This window comes from Pirellulales bacterium (genome assembly GCA_035939775.1).
Taxonomy (GTDB): domain Bacteria; phylum Planctomycetota; class Planctomycetia; order Pirellulales; family DATAWG01; genus DASZFO01.
This window is the reverse complement of sequence record DASZFO010000312.1, coordinates 48,674-66,210: the sequence shown is the minus strand read 5'-3', so window position 1 is coordinate 66,210 and position 17,537 is coordinate 48,674. Positions and strand designations below refer to the sequence as shown.

Genomic DNA, 17,537 nt, shown 5'->3' with positions numbered 1-17,537 from the left:
TCCGGATCGTAGAACCACGAAGGGCACGAAGGACACAAAGTGACTCCATCGTGCCCCCTTCCTGTTCTCGGTGTCCTTTGTGGTAAATAAATGACGCTGAGGAGTGGTGATATTATCACGAGTCAACAAACCATAGGGCCTTCTTTGCCCGAACTGCTATAATTGTCAAGCTGTCGGTCCGCGCGGCGCGGTGGAAGTCATCAATCGAATCGAGAGGATATCTATGATCCGTAAACGGAAAACGATGGCGTGGGGATTCTTGCTCGTATTGACAATCGGGGCGGTGGCCGTCCGCGCGGATGACCAGGCCGCGAAGGAGCCGGCAGCCAAGGATACTGTCGCGGCGAAAGATCGCGACGAAAAGGCGATCCTCGCCGAGCTGAGCGCGACCAAGGAGAAGTTGGATGCGGTGATGCCTTCGATCTCGTCGATCACCGACGCCGATTTCCGCAAGCAGGATGGCCCGAAGGTGCGGCCCCTATTGCAGCAGACGGCCGATCTGCTCAAGGAGCTGGCCGCGGCGCAGAAGGATGCTGACGAGCGACAGGGATTGGAAGACGATCGCTGCCAGTATCTGGCGATGCTCGCGACGCTTGGAGATGATGCCGCGACGGCGATCTTGGAAAAGACCGCCGCCGGCGGAAGCAATGCGCTTGCGGCCAAAGCGGCGCTGGTCCTGAGCAAGTGGTGGCTCGGCTCGAAGAATGCCGAAGCTCAGGAGAAAATCTTGACCGACTTCACCGCCGTCGCCAAGGCCAACCCAGCCAGCGAAAAGGTCGCACTGACGCTCGCCGTCATGGCCAGCGTCGGGCCGGCCAACGACGACGTGGCGATGGAAGCCGTGGCTGTCTTGCGCAAGGTGATGACGAGCGAAAAGGCCAAGCAGCTCGCCACCGAACTCGACCCAAACGGAGCCCAGCGCGAGCTGATCGGCAAGCCGCTAGCCGCCGCCGGACGCACCAGCACCGGCAAAACGCTTACTTCCGCCGATTGGAAGGGCAAGGTGGTGCTCATCGACTTTTGGGCGACCTGGTGCGGGCCGTGCAACGCCGAAATCCCGCGGATCAAGGAGCTTTACAAGACGTATCACTCCAAGGGGTTCGAGATCGTCGGCTTGGATTGCGATAGCGACGACGACACGGTCAATACGTTCATCAAGGACAAGGACATGACTTGGCCGCAGTTGCGCGAAGAGTCGCAGACGGAAAAGGAGCCGTGGCACCCGCTGGCCGCGCAATGGGGAGTCGGCGGAATCCCCACGATGTTCCTCGTGGATAAGAAGGGAGTGCTCCGATTCATCGACGCGAGGGAAGACACCGCGGCGAAGATCGACAAATTGCTGGCGGAGTAGGATCTAGAAGAACGTGCTATTCGGAAACGTCGGGTGCCATGCCCACAGCTTTGGGTCGGCATGGAACTGAGCTGGCGCAAGGCCACTCGGGGCAGTGGCCATGGCACCCATCCGAGATCACCTTCAAGCTTCCTAGAAGAATCCGCCAATGGCTTGGACGGCGCCGGTCACGGTGCTGTCCATCGATTGGTCGGCGTCGGTTGAAATGCCCGCCAGCAATTGCTCGGCGCGATAGGCGACTTCGGCGTCTTTGCTCTTCGCCGCCTCCTCGAGCCGCGATTTGGCGCGAACCCCCAGCTTCTTGATCTCCGTGGTCGCCGCCTCGCGCGTCTTCCAAGATGGATCGCCGAGCTTCTTGACCAATTGATCCAGCTCGTCGCCGATCGCCGGGTCTATGCCCCGAACGACGACCAGCGCGATCCGCGAGACCTTCTTCGGCTGCGGCACGACCTCCAGCGGCAGGATGCGATCCAATTCCGCTGGGTCCATTCGATAGACGGCGGTCAACCGATTGGAATCGAGGGCCTGCCGAGCCAGAATCTTGAGGACCACTTCCCGATCGGCCGGCAAAACACCCGCGTCGGCCAACTTCGCCCGCCAAGGGGCCAGCACCGTCTCATCGGTCTCCGCGGCGGGCCCCAGCGCGATCTCGGTCCCCTTGATCGGCTTTGTTACCACCGAAGGCGTCGAAGCGGGAGCGGAGACGATATTGGGGGCTTGTGGGTTGGCGACCTTCGACGAAGCGATGACTACGCCGCCCGCGGCGACTTTCTGCATTACGACGGTTCGTGTCCCTGCCGGAGCAATGTTGCTCGCCGACTCCGTCTTTGCGGCCGGCGCCGCCGCCGCTTGCTTCGGAAAACCATCGGCCTTGGCTAGGCTCGGAAGGTTGGCCGTTCGCCAATGTTTCTCGGCACCGCGCTTGTAGAACGTCAAATCGTGGAGCGGTGCGTCCATTCCGTGGGCGACCGAATACTTGCCCCCCTCGGCGGCCTTGACTTGCATCGTCAGAGAATACGGAAACTCCACGTCGTAGAGCAGAAACGACTCGCGCGTCGAGCCGAACAACAGCGGCAGCCCACCGCCGCGAAGATCGGCTAGCCACGATTTTTCCGCCAGCTTTCGCGGCTCTCCTTTGTCCGGCGCGAGATGCACGTCTTGCCACAGCAGACCGGCCGAACGGACCTTCGCCCGTGGCCAATGCCCGAGCGCTCGCCCCTGCTTGAAGCTAAGCTGCACATCGAACGTGGCATCCTTGTCGAGCGGTCCGTCGGCGGAAAAGCGGATCAAGCCGATCGGACCGGGTTCGGAAGGATGGTCTTTATCGGCTGAGTCGGCCTTCCGCAAATCCTCGGCGAATTGCGGAAGGCTGTCGTGGAACAGGTTCCGGGCGTTCAACTGCGGGTTCGCCGCGTCGGCCACGAACACGACCCATTCCGTGACGCTGAGATTGACCGTTGGACCGGGAATCGAATGCGCGGGAGTCGCGGCGGCCGCGTCCGCGCCAGCCGCCTGCGGACAAAACCAATTCCCAGAGATCGCGACGACCATCGTTGCGGCGGTCGCGACTGCCTTTCTCCTGCAGCCATAAGTATGAGATTGGAAAATCATTCAACGCTCTCGTTCAGCAGTATTGGAGCATCAATTTGAATTTGGCGGGTGCCATGGCCCATGCCCTGAGTGGCCATGACTCGATGCAACTCATGCCCACGCCGAGCCGTGGGCATGGCACCCAAAACATCAGAGCTTTGAAGCTCCACTAGTTCACTTCGTGGCGGGCGTTGGATCGCCTGGCTTGGAATCGCTCGCCGGCGCGCTGACTGGCTTGTCGTCGAGCGATTTTTCCTCGGCAAGCTGCTGATAGTAGCTTTGCAGCAAGGCTTCGTAGCCCGGTGGGAACCCATCGGTCTTCGACTGGAGGATTTCGCTGCGGAGCTTTGCGGGAAGCTGGCCCCATTGCCGCGCGTTGGCATCCACTCCGTGCAGCGCGCCAAACGCCGGATTGCCGCTGGCGATCACCGAGTCTCTACGGCCGCCGTTCGGGCGGTTTCCGCGGCCGAGGCCGTTGCAGTGCCGCTCCAGAGCGGCGATCAGCTCGTCGAGCGACCTGACGACCTGCTTCTCCCGAGTCTGCACCGGCTCGTCGGTTTCAAACTCGCTCAGGTCGCCGTGAACCACGGTCATCCGCCGCGAGATCGTCTTGAGCGGATCGCTTTCCGAGCGCCCTTTCGCCGCCGAGAGCAGCTTGGGGACCAGATCAAAATCATGCGCGACCCGCTGGACTGCGGAAATCTTCGGAGAGTCTGCCTCCGCCGCGTGGATCGCGGCGGTGGACCAAACTCCGACGGCAAAAAGAGTCGTCGCGGACGCGATCGCGGTATCGAAAATCCGTCTATTTCTCGCGCAATTCATGATCGGTTCTCCTTAACTAAGGTCACTCGGCAAATCGCTGGTGCAGTCGATCCACGGCGTCGCGAGTCGTCTCCTCGCCGTCGCGGAGTTTGCCGATCTTCTCGCGCAGTTCGCTCGGCAGTTCGGCCACCGCCGCCGCTCGGCGGGCCTCTCCGTTGGCGTCGACCGTTCCCTTGTTCACCCGCGACTGCATCATGCGAACCACCTTGAGTTCAGCGAGCAGCTTGTTCATGTTTCCCTTGCAGCCGCTGCACTGCGAATCGCATTGGCCGGCGAAGGTCGGCATTTCCTTGAAGGTCTCTAATAAATCCTTCAAATCCTGCTCGATGGCCACTTCCGTTTCGATTATCCGTTCGTCGCCGCGGCCGCCGGCCAGATTGCCGCTCACCAAGAGCATGTTTTTCTCGAGCGATTCGAGCGCCGGAGGCAGCGCCACGCTGAATTCCGTCTCGGTCACCAGTTCGAGCGTCTGCTGGCAAATTGCGGCCACGCGCTGCTCGGCCGGGGCAAGTTGCTGGAGCTGGATTAGCGCCTCGCGCGCTTTCGCCAGTTTCGGCGAGAGGCGTTCGGTCGTGCGGCGGATGGCGGTCTGGCGGTCGAGCATTTCCTGTAAGTTGTCGATCACCACGCGCTTGACCTGCTGCTCGAGTTCCTGCAGCACTTTCTGCCGCTCCTTCTCGAGCAGGGCTCGCGCCTCCGCGAGCTTCTTCACGGCGTCGGATTGCCGCATCTCGGCGTCGCCCGGCTTACCGCTGCCAAGGCTCCCTTCAGCGCCCGACATCGATTGACCGGACGACGTGAGCGACTGAACGGCCGGATCGAGCCCGCCGAGCGCCTTCACCGCGCCGGCGACCCCGTCGGTCCGCTTGCGATTGGCGGCCTCGTCTTGCTTGGCCTTGTCGAGCGATTGCGGCTTGACCTCGCTTCCCTTCTTCATCAACTCGGCGAGCCGAGCGGATTCGCCCTTTTGCTGCTTCTCGACCTTGATCGCCTGATCGAGCTGGCGGATCGCGGCCTGCAACTGTCGCAGCCGCTCGAGCTGAAGCTGCAATTCCAGATCGGTGGCGATGAGCAGCTTCTTCAACTCGTCGAGCTTGACGAGCACTTCCTTGGTGTCGCCGGTCGCCTTCGTGAGGTCTCGCTTGCTAAGCGTTTCCAGAATCTCCTTCATCTCCTCGACGATCAATTGCTCGCGGGCCTTGCGGAGCGCGAGCAGCAAGCGAGTCGAGTTGTCGGGCTCGGCTTGCTTAGTCAGGTCGGCTAGACGGAACATGCGCTCTTGCAGTTCCTGCATCAGCGCCTGTACCTGCTTCTGAGTGAATTGCAGTTTGTCGGTCTCGCTGACGGATTTGTCATCCGTCGCGCCCCGAGCGCCCGCGGCAAGAACTGCCGCCAGACCAATCAACCCCAATGCAAGCCGCGAGATGGCCTTCATCCGACACCTCCTTAGCCGAGAGTTGAAGAGTTCCCGAGCATTGTCCCCCATCCGGGGTTATTTGTCAAACAAACCTTCGGTTTCTTTCTTCTGAAGCTGCTGGCTGCCGTCCTTGATGCCCGTTTCCAGCTTGATGATCTGGTCGAGCTGATTGAGCACGTCGACAAAGCTATCCCATTGGGCCATCTGCAGGAGGATCGTCTTCATGCGGCTGACGATCTGCTCCTGCCGATCCAACGCAGCACGAATCTTGCCCGGATCGGGCGCCGCGCCGCTGGCCGGAGCAAGCCCGTCCATCGCGGACGTTTGCGGGCCGATCAGCTCGTCTGCCAATGCCTTGAGCGGCGCGAGCACGTTGCGCTCCATCAGGGCATGCGATTCGGGCGAACCGAGGCCGTTCAGCTTGATCTCGGTCAGCGATTCGTTCAGCACGGTGGTGATCCGCAGCGTTTCAAGCTGCAACGCGCGATGGCGGCGAGCGATCTCGCCAACTTGCTTGGCGTCGGCGGCCGATTGGATCAGATCGCGAATCTTCTCCGCTTCTTCCTCTTGCTTGCGGAACTTGATCCGCTCGGCCTGCTGTCGCAGCAGAATCTCACGGAACAAATCCTCGGGCGAAACGATGCCGAAAATGACCGTTCGCGAATGGCTCATCTGACGGCCGGTGTAGCAGTCGTCGGTCGCCTCGGCTGTTACCGAAATGAACGAACCGGGGGCCAGCTTTTCTGGCGCCACGTCGACTGTCTGTTTGAGCTGCAATTGCGGCGGCAGCGCGTCGGGCTTTGGCGGCGCGGCGCCGTTCGCGGGAAAGAGCGGCTGCGGCGAGCTGCGGGCGACGAGTTTTGCTGGATCGATCGGATCGGGAGTTTCGTCTTTGATCGTCAGTCCGACCGCGGCCAGGCCGTAGTCGTCGCGGGCGTCGATCGCCAGCGGAATCTTCGCCTGCGGCGTGATCCGTTGGCGGACTCCGCTATACGCCATCGTCACGCGCGGCGGCTGATCCACCTTGAGACCAATGCTCACGGGGACGGGCAGCGAGACCAATCCCGAGTCTTCCGCGACCAACTCCAGATCGAACTTCGCGGGGCCTTGCTGGATCCATTCAACGACATAGTTCATCGCGTCGAGCCGCCGTAGGTCGGCCGGCTTCGGATGCGCCGATTGCGACTTTAATCGCAGCTCGCGAAGCGGCACGTTCGCAACGATCCCCAGCGCGAGCTTGGTCTTCACGAGAAAGCTCAGATCGGCGTCGCCCCCGTTGAAGTTGTGCTTCTCGGCCGCTGCTTGCCGCGGGTGCTGGGCCTGCAACTCCAGGCCGACGATCCGCGGGCGATCGACCGGATCGAGCAGCACCGGCCCGTAATCGGAGTCTCCTCCTTCCAACTCCAATTCGAGCGGCTGCTCGATGACGGCGAAATCGTGGCGGAAATCGTTGTCGCCGAATTGCTTCATCAGCACGCTCGTCTTATCGTTGCCGCGGATCGTGAGCAGAATCTTCTCGGGGGCTAGGCTCCCGTCGCGAGCGCTTGCCCGCAGCACATACGGCTCTCCGCGCGGCGCTTGGATTCGGCCATTGCGGTCATCGGTGACTCGCAGGTAGGTATTTTGCGGCCACGGCTCGCGCGAGGCGAGAAACAGCCGCCGCGCCCAGAGGCTCGCCATATCGGGAAATACAACGACGAGCGACGTCGGGATCAAAACAGCCGCCAGCAGTAGCATTAGCATTTTGCGGAGCCGCGCATGATCGAGCGCGGCGCCGAAATCGACGCGCGCTAGCGCCTCGTGACGATGGCGCACTGCTCGCTCGATCATCGCGGCGCTGGGCGCAGTGCGGCCAGCGAGCAGCGCCGGCAGTTCCAGGACAGAGGCAACGCGTCCCCCCAAATCGCCGTCGTCGCCGGCGTGCGTCTTGCGGCCGATCGCCCCAGCCAGCGCCACTAGCCCCAGCGGTATCAGCAACGGCGCGAAGATCCGCCGCCAAGCTTCGACGAGTAGGATGCCGGCGGCGACGATCAACAGCCCGATTCGCGCCCCCACGCCGAGTCGAAATGCATGATCGGCCCAAAACGTGAACAGCGCGAGGCCCGCCGCTTCCGCCAGCACGATCGCCAGCCCCTCGATCACCAGCCGCAGCCGCACGCGCCGGCGAACCCGCACCAGCCGCGCGACAAGCTCGGATTGCATTCGCGGCAGCTCGGCGAGCGATAGTGAATCGATCGTTGCCATAGCCTGGAGTTATACCACGCCGCGCCGCGGACCGGAAATTTCGAGACAAAAATGCGATTGAACAAGAGCGGATTCGGAACCGCAGGGCGCGGACCCGGAATGGCATCCGCCGCAAAATGCAGTTCGCGCCCGTCGCGTCCCCTTTTTTTTGTGCGTTGACGCGGCGTTCCTTCTATGAAAACTCGTTGCGCCCTCCAGCCCGGCGTTGGCCGCCTCGGCCTACGCCGAGTATGCCTGGAGGGCGTAGCCCCGTTGGGGCAGAGACGAGTTGCCTGTCGCCGCGTGGCCGCCGGCCGCGTCACAAGGTAGAATACTCGGCGCAGATATCGGTCCAGCCAAACGCCGGAGAAGAATCGACTGCGATACACAGTTGCTTTGGAGCAGGAGCAAGACGGCCGATACGTCGTCAGCGCTGCGACGCCGCCCGGTTGCATCAGTCAGGTAGACACGCGGGCCGAGGTGCTCGACAATGCCCGCGAAGCGATGGAACTTTATATTGACGACTGCCGTGAGGCGGGCGACGCGATTCCGACGGAGGCGGGCACGGAGTTCATTATTGACGTGGAAGCCGCCTCGGGGGGAGCCTAGGAGTAATCGCGAATTAATAAATCGTTCTGAACTGTGTTTACTCGAGCCACGGCATCCGAATTGCTGCACCAGAAGAACGGCCCTTGGGTTTAGGGCGCAAAAAGAATGCCCGCGATCGGCCAAAAAAAATGACAATCCCTTGCGGAATCAGGCGTTCAATTCAGTAGGATTGCAAGGCCTACAACTTCACCATCGCCCCAGCAGCCGACTCTGTTCTGAAAGGAACTCGGTGGATCAAATGACTAGACGATTCTCAATGGCGATTCCGGCGTTGTTGTTTTTGGGCTGTATCGCATCGGGGGCAGACGATTCGAAGGTTCTCCAAAGCAAGGACAAACGAGTGCAAATCATTTTGCCGGAAGGGTGGGAAACCACGGTTTTGGCCGGTGTGCTCGAACGACATATTCAGGCGAAGTCGCCAGACAAAGGGGCATTTCTAGTTGTAATCAGCGAACCGAAGGGAGACCTTAAATTCAAGTCACTGAGGGAGTACGCGGATGCGACCATGAGAATGGCGCGCGAGAAGAAAAAGATTGAGGATCGCACTGAGACAGGACCAAAGGAACTTAAAATAAACGGCGCGGACGCAATTCAATACGAAGTAAGCGGGACGACGAAAAACGTCAAGGTGAGATTCTTGGACACGTATATTGAAACTACCACACGCTGGAACCAAGTTAATACGTGGACAACACCGTCGCATTGGGACGAGACCCAAGACGATTTCCGCGCGATTTATCAGAGTTTGACAGAGCAGCCGAAGTCACCCTGAGTCCTATTCCCCGGCATTGGCATTGACCCGCGCCGTCAGATCAGCCGGCATTTTTTGCGCAAGACCCATTCCACGAATAGGCAGAGCAGGACGAAGCCGAATAGGAGCGGGGCGTTGAAGATCGGTTGGCGGTCTTCGAGCACTCGGGCGATCCGTTTGATTTTGAATGCGTCGGGGATTTGGTCGATCTCGGAAAGGTCGAAGACCGCGCCGCCGGTTGCTTTGGCCAGGCCTTGCAGCACCGGCAGGTTCAGCGTCGGCTGGTCGTATTCGAGGTTTGGCAGCTCGACGGGGAATTCGAGCGTCGCGGCGCGGATCATTTGTTTCGCGTCGGGGTCGCCAGCCCAGACTTTGACGAAATGCGGTCCCGCCTTGCTCACTGGAAACGTGGCCTCGAAGGCGGTCGAATCGTTCTTGCGCGGCGAGAGCGTGATGGAGAGCGGCGGGGCGTCGGGCAATTCGACTTCGCCGTGCATCTGATCCAGCCCGGCGTCCTTGTCGTTCGGGTTCTCGAACCGCGCGGTCAGTGTTACCTGCGAGCCGGGGCGATAGCCGGCCCGATCGGTCGAGAGCGAATACGGATAGCGGCCACCGAGCTGCTTCGAGCGGCCGGCGCGATCGATCATCCGGGCCCAGAAGCCGTCGAACGTCTGCTCGTCGAGATAGCGCCAGCGATAGGTCGAATCGAAGCCGACGAAGAAGCTCCGCCCCGGCCCGACCAATTGCGTGGCCAAGAGCACGTGATTGCCGTATTCGTTCCGCATCCGCGGATCGGCGTGGCGGGCGAGCACGGTCGCTCCCGCTTTGGCCCTCGTCACCGGATAATGCCAGAACATGCCGGGCAAGGCCGAGAGGATGCGATCGTTTTCCTCCGGCTTTTCGGCGAATTGAAAGACCGGATCGGCATGACCTTCGGGACTGATCTCGAGCTTCCAGGCGTTCTTCGCGCTCAGCTTGGCGGTAACATCAGTGCGGAATAGTCCCGGCTCGGAGACCACCGGCAAGAGCGGCAGCCAAACGGAATTGGGATCGTCGGGCCGATCGAAGAAATCCTTGGTGAACCGCTCGCCGGCCACATAGATCAAGCCGCCTCCCGCCTTGCCGACGAAATCGACCAGCATCTGTGGGAACGCCTCCGGCCAGAGCGCCGGATCGGGATCGTAGAGGATCACGCAATCGAAGTCGTTTAACTCCTCGCTATTGATCGGCAGCCGCTTGATGCCGGGCGTGCCGGGCTGCGTGTAATCCTTCTCGGCCGTTTGCAGCCAGATGCCGGCGGAAAGGGCGTTGTCGCGGAGCAGCATGTTGCGGATGAACTCGAACTCCGGAAACGAATGCCCCGAGACGAACAGCACCTTGATCTTCTGCCGGATGACGCGGACCTCGGCAAGCTGGACGTTGTCGGCGGTGGTCAGCTCCGGACCGGCGTCTTGAATCGTCGCCCGCAGGACGAGCTTCGTCGGGCGGTCTTCCTTGAAATCGAAGGTGACGGTCTGCACCGTGCCCGATTCTTCGAGCACGACCGGCTTGCGGCCGATTTCTTCCCACGCGCCTCCCTCGGATTGCCGCTCGAACACGACATTGGCCGGCTGCCCGGCCATCCCGCGGGAATTAACGATCACATGGGCCTGATTCGTGTCGCGAACGAAGACGACCGGGCTGACGTCGATCTTCGTGATCGCGGCGTTGCGCGGCCCTTCGGGCGTGCCGACGGCGAGGGCCACTAGCGGAACGCCTTCGGCCGCGGCGGCTTCGGCGGCCTTGTTCACTGGCTCGCCCGTGTTCGATTGGCCGTCGGTGACGATCAGCATCCCGGCCAGCGGCTGACCGCGATAGGCGGCCAGCGCCTGCTTGACCGCGGTGCCGATGCCGGTGGTGCTGCGGTCGCGGGTGGACGCCGCCAAGGTTGATCTCGTTGACTCGGCGGCGGGTTGCGGATCGAAAAGCTGGCCGGAAAAATCGTGGCGCGTGACGACGCGATCGCCATTCTCCGCGAGCTTGGTCAGCAGTCCGCGCTCGAAGGCCCGCTCGGCGAGCTTGAGCCGGGTTTGCTCGCGCAGCGCGTCGACCGATTTGAGCTGGAGCGCATCGGCAATCCGCTTGGCTTGGCCGGCGTCGACGTAGGCATCCTTGAAATCCAGGCTCTCGGAGTCGTCCACCAGCACCAGAAGGCGCGAGGGGATCGTTTCGCGCTTGGTGAAGATGATCGCCGGCTCGAGCAGCATCGCGAGCACGCCGGCGAGCGTCAGGAATCGCAGGGCGGCGAGCGACAGCCGGGCAAATCGCGAGAGCATTCGGCCTTCGCGATGGTAGAGATAGAGAATCGCGGCCGCCGCGGCGACAATACCCAAGAGCAGCAACAGCGCGAAATCGTGCTGCGGCAGATTGAGCCAGCCCAGGCGCATCTCGCCCCCTTCGGTCCAAGGGGCCGGCTCGACATTCAGCAGATATCGCAACAAGCTTTCCGACATCGTTTTGTTTACCGCCAAGACGCCAAGAACGCCAAGAAGACAAAGCGACCGCAGATGGACGCCGACCCGCTGGCGCGGGTGCCCCGACACGGATTTGTTACTGATTCGACGGCGGCGCCGCCGCCGCGACATAACTTCAATCTGTGTTCATCTGCGTTCATCTGCGGTTCTCTTCGTTGAGTTCATCTGCGGTCGCCTATCGTTCTCTTCCCACCCAGACGGCGAAGACTGCTTCCAACCCTAGCAGCCCCAGCAGCATCGTGGCCAGCGGGCGCCAGATTTCGCGAGGCGGGGTGCTGAGGCTTGCGCCGCTCGTGTCGTAGCGCTGGATGGTCGGCTTGAGATTGCCGAGCAGCTCGGTCAGTTGAGGTTCCAAGAGCGGATCGAGATCGCTTTCGCTCGGCGGCGGATTGACGGCGAAGCGCAGCGAACGAGGGTTCGACCGCTCATCGCGCCACGAGAGCGTGTAAATCCCCGAGTGGTAAGTTTTGCCGTAGCGCAGCAAGCTCGAGTTCGGCGAGGGCTTCTCGATCTCGACCGAATCGGGCGCGGTCTTGCCCGGAATCGTCATCTTCGGATCGAGGGCCGCCTGGTTATTGTCGAGCGGCACGCGAATCGCCTCGCCGGCCGCGATCGCGCCGCCGGCTTCCTGGCTGCGGGCAATCGCCAGGGCCGCCGAGCGAACCGCGAGCAGATAGGTCGGATCGAGGGGCCAATCGGTCCATTTCTTGCCTGCCGTGCAGGTGAAGAGCAGCACGCGCCCCTTGCCGAACACCTTTTGCACCACGGCGGGCGGATTCTCGGAATTGTTCCAGCGTGCCAACACGCTCACGCCTTCCGGCGGCGGCGTACTGAATTGGACCGTCGTATACTGGTTGGCATGAATCCGGGCCAGCGACTCCGGAACCAGCTTGGCCAGCGGAGCCAAGGGAGACTGCGGATCCTTTTCGACGACGATCCCCGTGGCGGGCGTATCGACCGGTCGATCGAGCTTCGCCGGCAATGCGCCGCGGCCATCGCGATAGAGCCGTTGGTTGTACAGGTCCACGTCGACCAGATCGCCGCTGAAGATCATCAGTCCCATCCCGCGTTGCACGAGCCGCTCGACGGCCGCGGCCTGCTCGGCCGTCAACGATGCGACGTTCGCCAGCACCAACACGTCGGGCACATCGGCCGCGCCGGGAACCAACCGCCGCGGATCGAATTGGCTGATCCGCTCCACGCTCCACGGCCGAGCGCCAACCGAATAGGCCAGCGCCAAGAAATCGGTTTCCGACTCGAACTTTTGCGCCGACGGCGCACCGTCGATCAGCAGCACGGAGACGGTGGGGCGGACTTCGAGGCTCAGATACCGCACGTCGTCCTGCGGCAGTGCGTCTTTCCCCAACGCGAGCGAAATCGCGTGCGGTCCGGGCGAGTCGAGCGTCAGCGTGAGCGGCACATTCGTGCTCGCGCCCGAGGGCAGATCGGGGAGCAGCACTGGCCGGCTGTCGCGATCGACGCTGAGCGTGGCCTGCGCGCCGGCGATCGTGGCGGCCGTGTGGTTGCGGATTTCGGCCGCCAGATGGATCGGCTGATCGGGCAAGGGAATCGCATCTTCCAACTCGAACTTCATCAGCGCGACGTTATCCGTCCGGCGATCTCCGACGTCGAGAATCCGCAGCGGAATTCGCTCGGCTGCCAGGTCGTTGGCCACGCGGGTCACGTCTTTCGACCATCCGGAGCGCCGCAGGTCGGTGATTATCACGACCTCCTTATCGGAATAGATGGCGGTCGAGAGGGCCGCATTCACGCCGTCGAGCGTCACGGCCCAGTTGCTCGGCGTGTCGGTGAGCGAAAGCCCGGCGACAAGGTCGGAAAACTTCGCGGCATCTTGCAAGCTGCCGTCGCGCACAAGCGGCCGATCCGGCGCGGATGTTACCATGAGCGTCACGCTGTCCTGCGTACCGGCCAGTTTGAGCAAATCGGCGGCTGCATTTTGCGCGACCTGAAAGGCCGAGCGCCCGGCCGTCGTGTAGCCCATCGAGAGCGAATCGTCGATCACGATCAAGTGGCTCGTTCGACTGCGGCCGGGAAAGAGTGCGGCCAGCCCGTTTTGCGGGATCACTGGCCGGGCGATCGCCAGAATCAATAGGATCACCGCCAGGGTGCGCATGGCCAGCAGGATCATCTGCTCGATGCGGATGCGGCGGCGGTTCCGCTTGAGCGTGAGCTTGAGATATTTCATCGGCGGCCAATCGATGATCTGGAACCGTCGCCGATTCAGGATGTGGATGATGATCGGCACGGAGGCCAGCACCAGCCCGCCGAGCAGCGATCCGGCCATAAAAGTCATGCCTCGCCTCCGTGCGGCGGGGGGGCGGCATATTCGTGAGACGAGGACGTGATTTTGCCGATCCGCCGGCCTGCCATGCTCTGCCGCTGGTGCAGATAGCGGGCCATCCCTTGCCCCAAATCATCGGACGTCGTCAAGAGCGTGTAGTCGATCCCGGCCGCGCGGCAGCGGTTGCCGACGTCGTCGATGAAATCCTCCATTGCCCGCTTATATTCCTGGCGAAAGGCCCACGGCTCGGCGAAGATCTCCTCGCTCCCTTCGATATCGCGAAACAGCACCGAGTCGTTGAACGGCAATTCGATCTCTTCCTCGTCCAACACGTGAAAGATGAGAACGTCATGACCTTGATGCTGCACTCGGCCGAGACCTTGATATAGCGCGTCGAGGTCGCAAAGCAGATCGGAGATCACGATCACCAGCCCGCGGGCATTGATCTGAGCGGCCACTTTGTTGAGCACGAGTCCGAGATCGGTCGTGCGGTCGGGGCGGGCCGATTCGAGCGCATCGAGAATCTTGATCATCTGCGACTGGGCCGCCGAGGGGCGCAGCCACGAGCGCTCGGCGTTGTCGAACAGCGCGAGTCCAACTGCATCGCGCTGCTTGACGCAGAGCATGGCCAGCGAGGCGGCGAGCGTGGCGGCGTAGTCGAATTTGGTGAAGCCCCCTTCGCCCCGCGCGGCGGCCCGGCCATAACGCATCGACGCGGAGGCATCCAGCAACAGGGTCGCCCGGAAGTTCGTCTCTTCCTCGTACCGCTTTATATAATAGCGGTTCGAGCGAGCGTAGGCTCTCCAATCGAGGCGCTTGAGATCGTCGCCGGGCGTGTATTCGCGGTAGTCGGCGAACTCGACGCTCATCCCGTGCAGCGGCGAGCGGTGCAGCCCCGACATCGTCCCTTCGACGACGCGCTGCGCTCGCAACCCGAGCGGCACGATCCGGGCAAGGATTTCAGGCTTTAAGTACGTGACCGATTCGCTCATGGGCTTGCTCCGCGGCGCGGTCGAGCGGAATCGCATCGACGAGTTTTTGAATGACCGTTTCCGCCGTTTGCCCCTGGGCCTCGGCGTTGTAGTTGAGCACGATCCGATGCCGCAGCACCGCGGCGACCATCGCCTGAATATCGCTCACGTCCACCTCGGGGCGGCCATCGAGCGCGGCTCGAGCCTGCGCCGCCGCGATCAGCGATTGCCCGCCGCGCGGCCCGACTCCCCAAAGCACCCAGTCCTTGATGAACCGCGGGGCCTTGGGATCGCCGGCCCGAGTCGAGCGAACCAGATTCGCCACATAGTTGACGCAATAATCGCTCACCGGCACCTTGTGTACGATCCGTTGCAGCGCGAGCATCTCCTCGCCGCTGAGCACCTGTGTCGGCGCGACCGGATTGCCAGTCGAAGTGAGCCGATAGATGCTCCGCTCTTCGTGTTCGCTCGGATAGCGGACGAGCACCTTCATCAGGAACCGATCTAACTGGGCCTCGGGCAGCGGGTAGGTCCCTTCCTGCTCGATCGGATTCTGCGTGGCGAGCACGAAGAATGGATCGGGCAAATGATGCCGCTCGCCGCCGACGGAAACCTGCCGCTCGGCCATTCCTTCCAGGAGCGCGGCTTGCGTTTTCGGCGGCGTGCGGTTGATTTCGTCGGCCAAAAGCACGTTCGCGAAGATCGGTCCGCGGATGAATTTGAAAGTTCGGTCCCCCGAGCCGCGGTCCTCGTACATCACGTCCGTTCCCGTGATGTCGGAAGGCATCAGGTCGGGCGTGAATTGGATGCGATTGAAATCCAACGACATGCACTGAGCGAGCGTGCGGATCATCAACGTCTTGGCCAGCCCAGGCACCCCTTCGAGGATGCAGTGGCCGCGGGCGAAGAGGCAAACGAGCAATTGCTCGACCACATCTTCCTGACCGACGATGGTGCCGGCCATCTGCTGGCGAATCGAATCGCGTGCCGAGCGGAGCCGCTCGAGTCCGGCGAGGTCTTCTTCAGTTTCGATCTCGGTGGTCACGGAAACTCCTCTAGCGCTGATAAATGGGCAGATACTTGTAAGGAAGCTGCAAGATAATCAAGGCGATGCTCGTGCCGTAGGTCTGGCCGATGAAGTCGCCGGGCCAGGAACCGTCGCCGGACTGCAGTTTAATCAGTTGATCGCGGGCGCCGGGGAAGTAGCCGTCCCAGTATTTGTCGCCGGCCTGGTAGAAGCCCTGGGCGGCGTAGAGATGGGTGTAGTAGTTGTGCCCGCCCCCTTTGTCGAACGTGCCTTTGTGGACTTCGAACTGTTGGCTGACATACGCCAGACACGAGTCGGCCAGCTTCGAATCGTATTCACCGGCGTTGTACAGCGTGGCAATCGCGGCGGCGGAAATCGGCAGGCGCGGTCCACTGTTGAAGCCAAGCTGGTAGCAGATGCCTCCCTCCGGCGTCTTGCACATTTCCAAATAGTGAACGCCTCCTTCGATGGCCCCCTTGGGGACCGTGAAACCGGCGTTGCTCGCCGCGCGGAGGCCTTGGATCTGCGTCACGGTCACCGAGCCTTCGTCCCCGGTGCCGGGAGTATAAGACCAACCGCCGTTCGACGAGGAGCTGGCCGTCAAGTGAATGGCTTTGTTGATGACCTTTTTCATCCGGTCGCGCATCCGGTCGTTGGTCTCCATGCCGTAACAGGAAGCTAGAAATAGCAGCGCGAAGCCATGCCCGTGCATCGAGATGCCTTGCTCCTGTGAAGCACTGCTGATCAGTCCGCTCGGCTGGCCGTTGTTCGTCAGATATTCGACGATCTTGGCGACGTGGTCGGAGTAAGGACCGCGCGACGGGGTGTTGCCGTTGGCCAAGAAGGCCATGCCGGCGAGCGCCGTCATGGCCACGGGATAGGCCTGGCCGCCTGGGTCGCCGGAGAACGAGCCGTCTTCGCTGTGGGTTTTGGCCAGGAAATCGAGGCCCTTCTTGATGGCGGTTTGCGCTTGCGGCGTGATGTGTTTGGGAAGGATGTCTTGAGCCAGCGCGGACGATGCGCCGATATACAGGACGGAGATGGCCAGCAGAGTTCCGCAGATGGATTTCATGTTTACTCCTTTACTCTCCACAAAACTCATTTCGCGATCTCGAATTGCACGGTCAGATTGACCCGCAGCGTGACCTCTGCGGAGGAAACGCTCGTAAGCGCATTGTCGTCGCCGCCGGCTTGATTCATCGCCGAGTTGTAGTAAACAACCCTCTGCATGTTGCCTCCCGGTCCCTCTACCACGGATAAGATGCGCCCCAACTTGGTCGAAGATAGGTCGGCCAATTCTTGGGCCTTGGCTTTCGCATCCTCGATGGCGGCCTTGTACGCCTTCTTGCGCAAAATAGTGCTATCGGGGAGCTTGAACAAAAAAACCACCTGCCCCTCTTGCGCCCGGGCTTGCATCTCGTAATAGTCGTTCGTTGGCGGCAAGGTGAACTGGAAACCAGCGTCCTTGGCGACATCGAGAATCTTCAGCAGGCTCGCCAGCAATTCTTCCGGTTCGAGTTGGTCGGCATGGGCCAGCACAATGCGATTGGTCTCTGCGATCCGCACCTTCTGGTTCGTCGTTCCGGCCGAGATGCCGCGCATCGCCAACATCTGCTGGGAATTCGCATCGAGGCTAGCGGCGACGGTAACGCCGCCGGGAGTCACCGACAGATCGGAGTTTTTCAACGCGGCTAACGCCGCGAGGGCGCGTTTCTTGGCGTCGTGGAATTTGACGGCCGCGTCAGCGGCCAGTTCCGCATCGGCGGCAAGTTTCGCCGACATCTCGACCTGAGTCGGGCGGGCGGAGGCAGAGCCGGTACTTTGCACGACGATCCCTTCCACGCCCTGCGCGGCGCGAGCCTCCGACGCGACAGAAAGCGCCAAGAGCGTATTTGCGAGCAAGTACACGGCGCAATTGCGGGCGAGATTTCGAGAGCGCTTACTCATCTGCCCGTCCCTTC

General features: G+C 61.9%; 13 protein-coding genes. 3 read left to right on the top strand and 10 right to left on the bottom strand.

Going from position 1 to position 17,537, the window contains the following annotated elements:
- Positions 1 to 223: 223 nt before the first annotated feature.
- Positions 224 to 1,351: a TlpA disulfide reductase family protein gene (locus VGY55_19715; protein HEV2972211.1), complete on the top strand. Its 1,128-nt coding sequence runs from the start codon at positions 224 to 226 to the stop codon at positions 1,349 to 1,351.
- Between the two features lie 132 nt (positions 1,352 to 1,483).
- Here the strand turns inward: VGY55_19715 and VGY55_19710 are convergent, their stop codons facing one another.
- The 4 genes from VGY55_19710 to VGY55_19695 all read right to left on the bottom strand — a co-directional run bounded on the left by VGY55_19710 (position 1,484) and on the right by VGY55_19695 (position 7,424).
- Positions 1,484 to 2,902, bottom strand: coding sequence for a hypothetical protein (locus tag VGY55_19710; GenBank protein HEV2972210.1), 1,419 nt, complete (start codon positions 2,900 to 2,902; stop codon positions 1,484 to 1,486).
- Positions 2,903 to 3,115: 213 nt separating this feature from the next.
- Complete coding sequence (locus tag VGY55_19705) at positions 3,116 to 3,763, bottom strand: hypothetical protein (GenBank protein ID HEV2972209.1); 648 nt, start codon at positions 3,761 to 3,763, stop codon at positions 3,116 to 3,118.
- A 22-nt stretch (positions 3,764 to 3,785) separates the two neighbouring features.
- Positions 3,786 to 5,198, bottom strand: coding sequence for a hypothetical protein (locus VGY55_19700; GenBank protein HEV2972208.1), 1,413 nt, complete (start codon positions 5,196 to 5,198; stop codon positions 3,786 to 3,788).
- Between the two features lie 57 nt (positions 5,199 to 5,255).
- Complete coding sequence (locus VGY55_19695) at positions 5,256 to 7,424, bottom strand: hypothetical protein (protein ID HEV2972207.1); 2,169 nt, start codon at positions 7,422 to 7,424, stop codon at positions 5,256 to 5,258.
- 375 nt (positions 7,425 to 7,799) lie between these two features.
- On the opposite strand from VGY55_19695, the gene VGY55_19690 reads away from it, so the two are divergent.
- Both VGY55_19690 and VGY55_19685 read left to right on the top strand, forming a co-directional pair.
- Positions 7,800 to 8,012 (top strand): type II toxin-antitoxin system HicB family antitoxin, encoded by a 213-nt coding sequence (locus VGY55_19690; GenBank protein HEV2972206.1) that lies wholly within the window; start codon positions 7,800 to 7,802, stop codon positions 8,010 to 8,012.
- A gap of 256 nt (positions 8,013 to 8,268) precedes the next feature.
- Positions 8,269 to 8,784 carry a hypothetical protein gene (locus VGY55_19685; protein ID HEV2972205.1) on the top strand — a complete coding sequence of 172 codons (516 nt, stop codon included), beginning with the start codon at positions 8,269 to 8,271 and terminating at the stop codon, positions 8,782 to 8,784.
- 35 nt (positions 8,785 to 8,819) lie between these two features.
- Here VGY55_19685 and VGY55_19680 read toward each other — a convergent pair whose 3' ends face one another.
- The 6 genes from VGY55_19680 to VGY55_19655 form a co-directional block, all read right to left on the bottom strand.
- The gene (locus VGY55_19680) at positions 8,820 to 11,255 is read right to left on the bottom strand and encodes a hypothetical protein (protein HEV2972204.1); all 2,436 of its coding nucleotides are present in this window, start codon (positions 11,253 to 11,255) and stop codon (positions 8,820 to 8,822) included.
- 196 nt (positions 11,256 to 11,451) lie between these two features.
- Entirely contained in the window at positions 11,452 to 13,590 is a 2,139-nt protein-coding gene (locus VGY55_19675; protein HEV2972203.1) for a BatA domain-containing protein, read from the bottom strand.
- Positions 13,587 to 14,570: a DUF58 domain-containing protein gene (locus VGY55_19670; GenBank protein ID HEV2972202.1), complete on the bottom strand. Its 984-nt coding sequence runs from the start codon at positions 14,568 to 14,570 to the stop codon at positions 13,587 to 13,589. Before VGY55_19670 ends, VGY55_19675 begins: the two co-directional genes overlap by 4 nt.
- A complete protein-coding gene (locus VGY55_19665) occupies positions 14,539 to 15,513 on the bottom strand; it encodes an AAA family ATPase (protein ID HEV2972201.1) in 975 nt (324 codons plus the stop codon). Before VGY55_19665 ends, VGY55_19670 begins: the two co-directional genes overlap by 32 nt.
- Positions 15,514 to 15,604: 91 nt before the next feature.
- Positions 15,605 to 16,648 (bottom strand): prenyltransferase/squalene oxidase repeat-containing protein, encoded by a 1,044-nt coding sequence (locus VGY55_19660; protein HEV2972200.1) that lies wholly within the window; start codon positions 16,646 to 16,648, stop codon positions 15,605 to 15,607.
- Positions 16,649 to 16,674: 26 nt separating this feature from the next.
- The gene (locus VGY55_19655; protein ID HEV2972199.1) at positions 16,675 to 17,523 is read right to left on the bottom strand and encodes an SIMPL domain-containing protein; all 849 of its coding nucleotides are present in this window, start codon (positions 17,521 to 17,523) and stop codon (positions 16,675 to 16,677) included.
- Between the last annotated feature and the right edge of the window lie 14 nt (positions 17,524 to 17,537).

Bases quoted from the DNA above. Each gene is read 5' to 3' on its own strand.
- VGY55_19660 (HEV2972200.1), bottom strand. From the start codon at position 16,648: ATGAAATCCATCTGCGGAACTCTGCTGGCCATCTCCGTCCTGTATATC.
- VGY55_19665 (HEV2972201.1), bottom strand. From the start codon at position 15,513: ATGGCCGGCACCATCGTCGGTCAGGAAGATGTGGTCGAGCAATTGCTC.
- VGY55_19675 (HEV2972203.1), bottom strand. From the start codon at position 13,590: ATGACTTTTATGGCCGGATCGCTGCTCGGCGGGCTGGTGCTGGCCTCC.
- VGY55_19710 (HEV2972210.1), bottom strand. From the start codon at position 2,902: ATGGTCGTCGCGATCTCTGGGAATTGGTTTTGTCCGCAGGCGGCTGGC.
- VGY55_19695 (HEV2972207.1), bottom strand. From the start codon at position 7,424: ATGGCAACGATCGATTCACTATCGCTCGCCGAGCTGCCGCGAATGCAA.
- VGY55_19685 (HEV2972205.1), top strand. From the start codon at position 8,269: ATGGCGATTCCGGCGTTGTTGTTTTTGGGCTGTATCGCATCGGGGGCA.
- VGY55_19655 (HEV2972199.1), bottom strand. From the start codon at position 17,523: ATGAGTAAGCGCTCTCGAAATCTCGCCCGCAATTGCGCCGTGTACTTG.
- VGY55_19670 (HEV2972202.1), bottom strand. From the start codon at position 14,570: ATGAGCGAATCGGTCACGTACTTAAAGCCTGAAATCCTTGCCCGGATC.
- VGY55_19680 (HEV2972204.1), bottom strand. From the start codon at position 11,255: ATGTCGGAAAGCTTGTTGCGATATCTGCTGAATGTCGAGCCGGCCCCT.
- VGY55_19705 (HEV2972209.1), bottom strand. From the start codon at position 3,763: ATGAATTGCGCGAGAAATAGACGGATTTTCGATACCGCGATCGCGTCC.
- VGY55_19715 (HEV2972211.1), top strand. From the start codon at position 224: ATGATCCGTAAACGGAAAACGATGGCGTGGGGATTCTTGCTCGTATTG.
- VGY55_19700 (HEV2972208.1), bottom strand. From the start codon at position 5,198: ATGAAGGCCATCTCGCGGCTTGCATTGGGGTTGATTGGTCTGGCGGCA.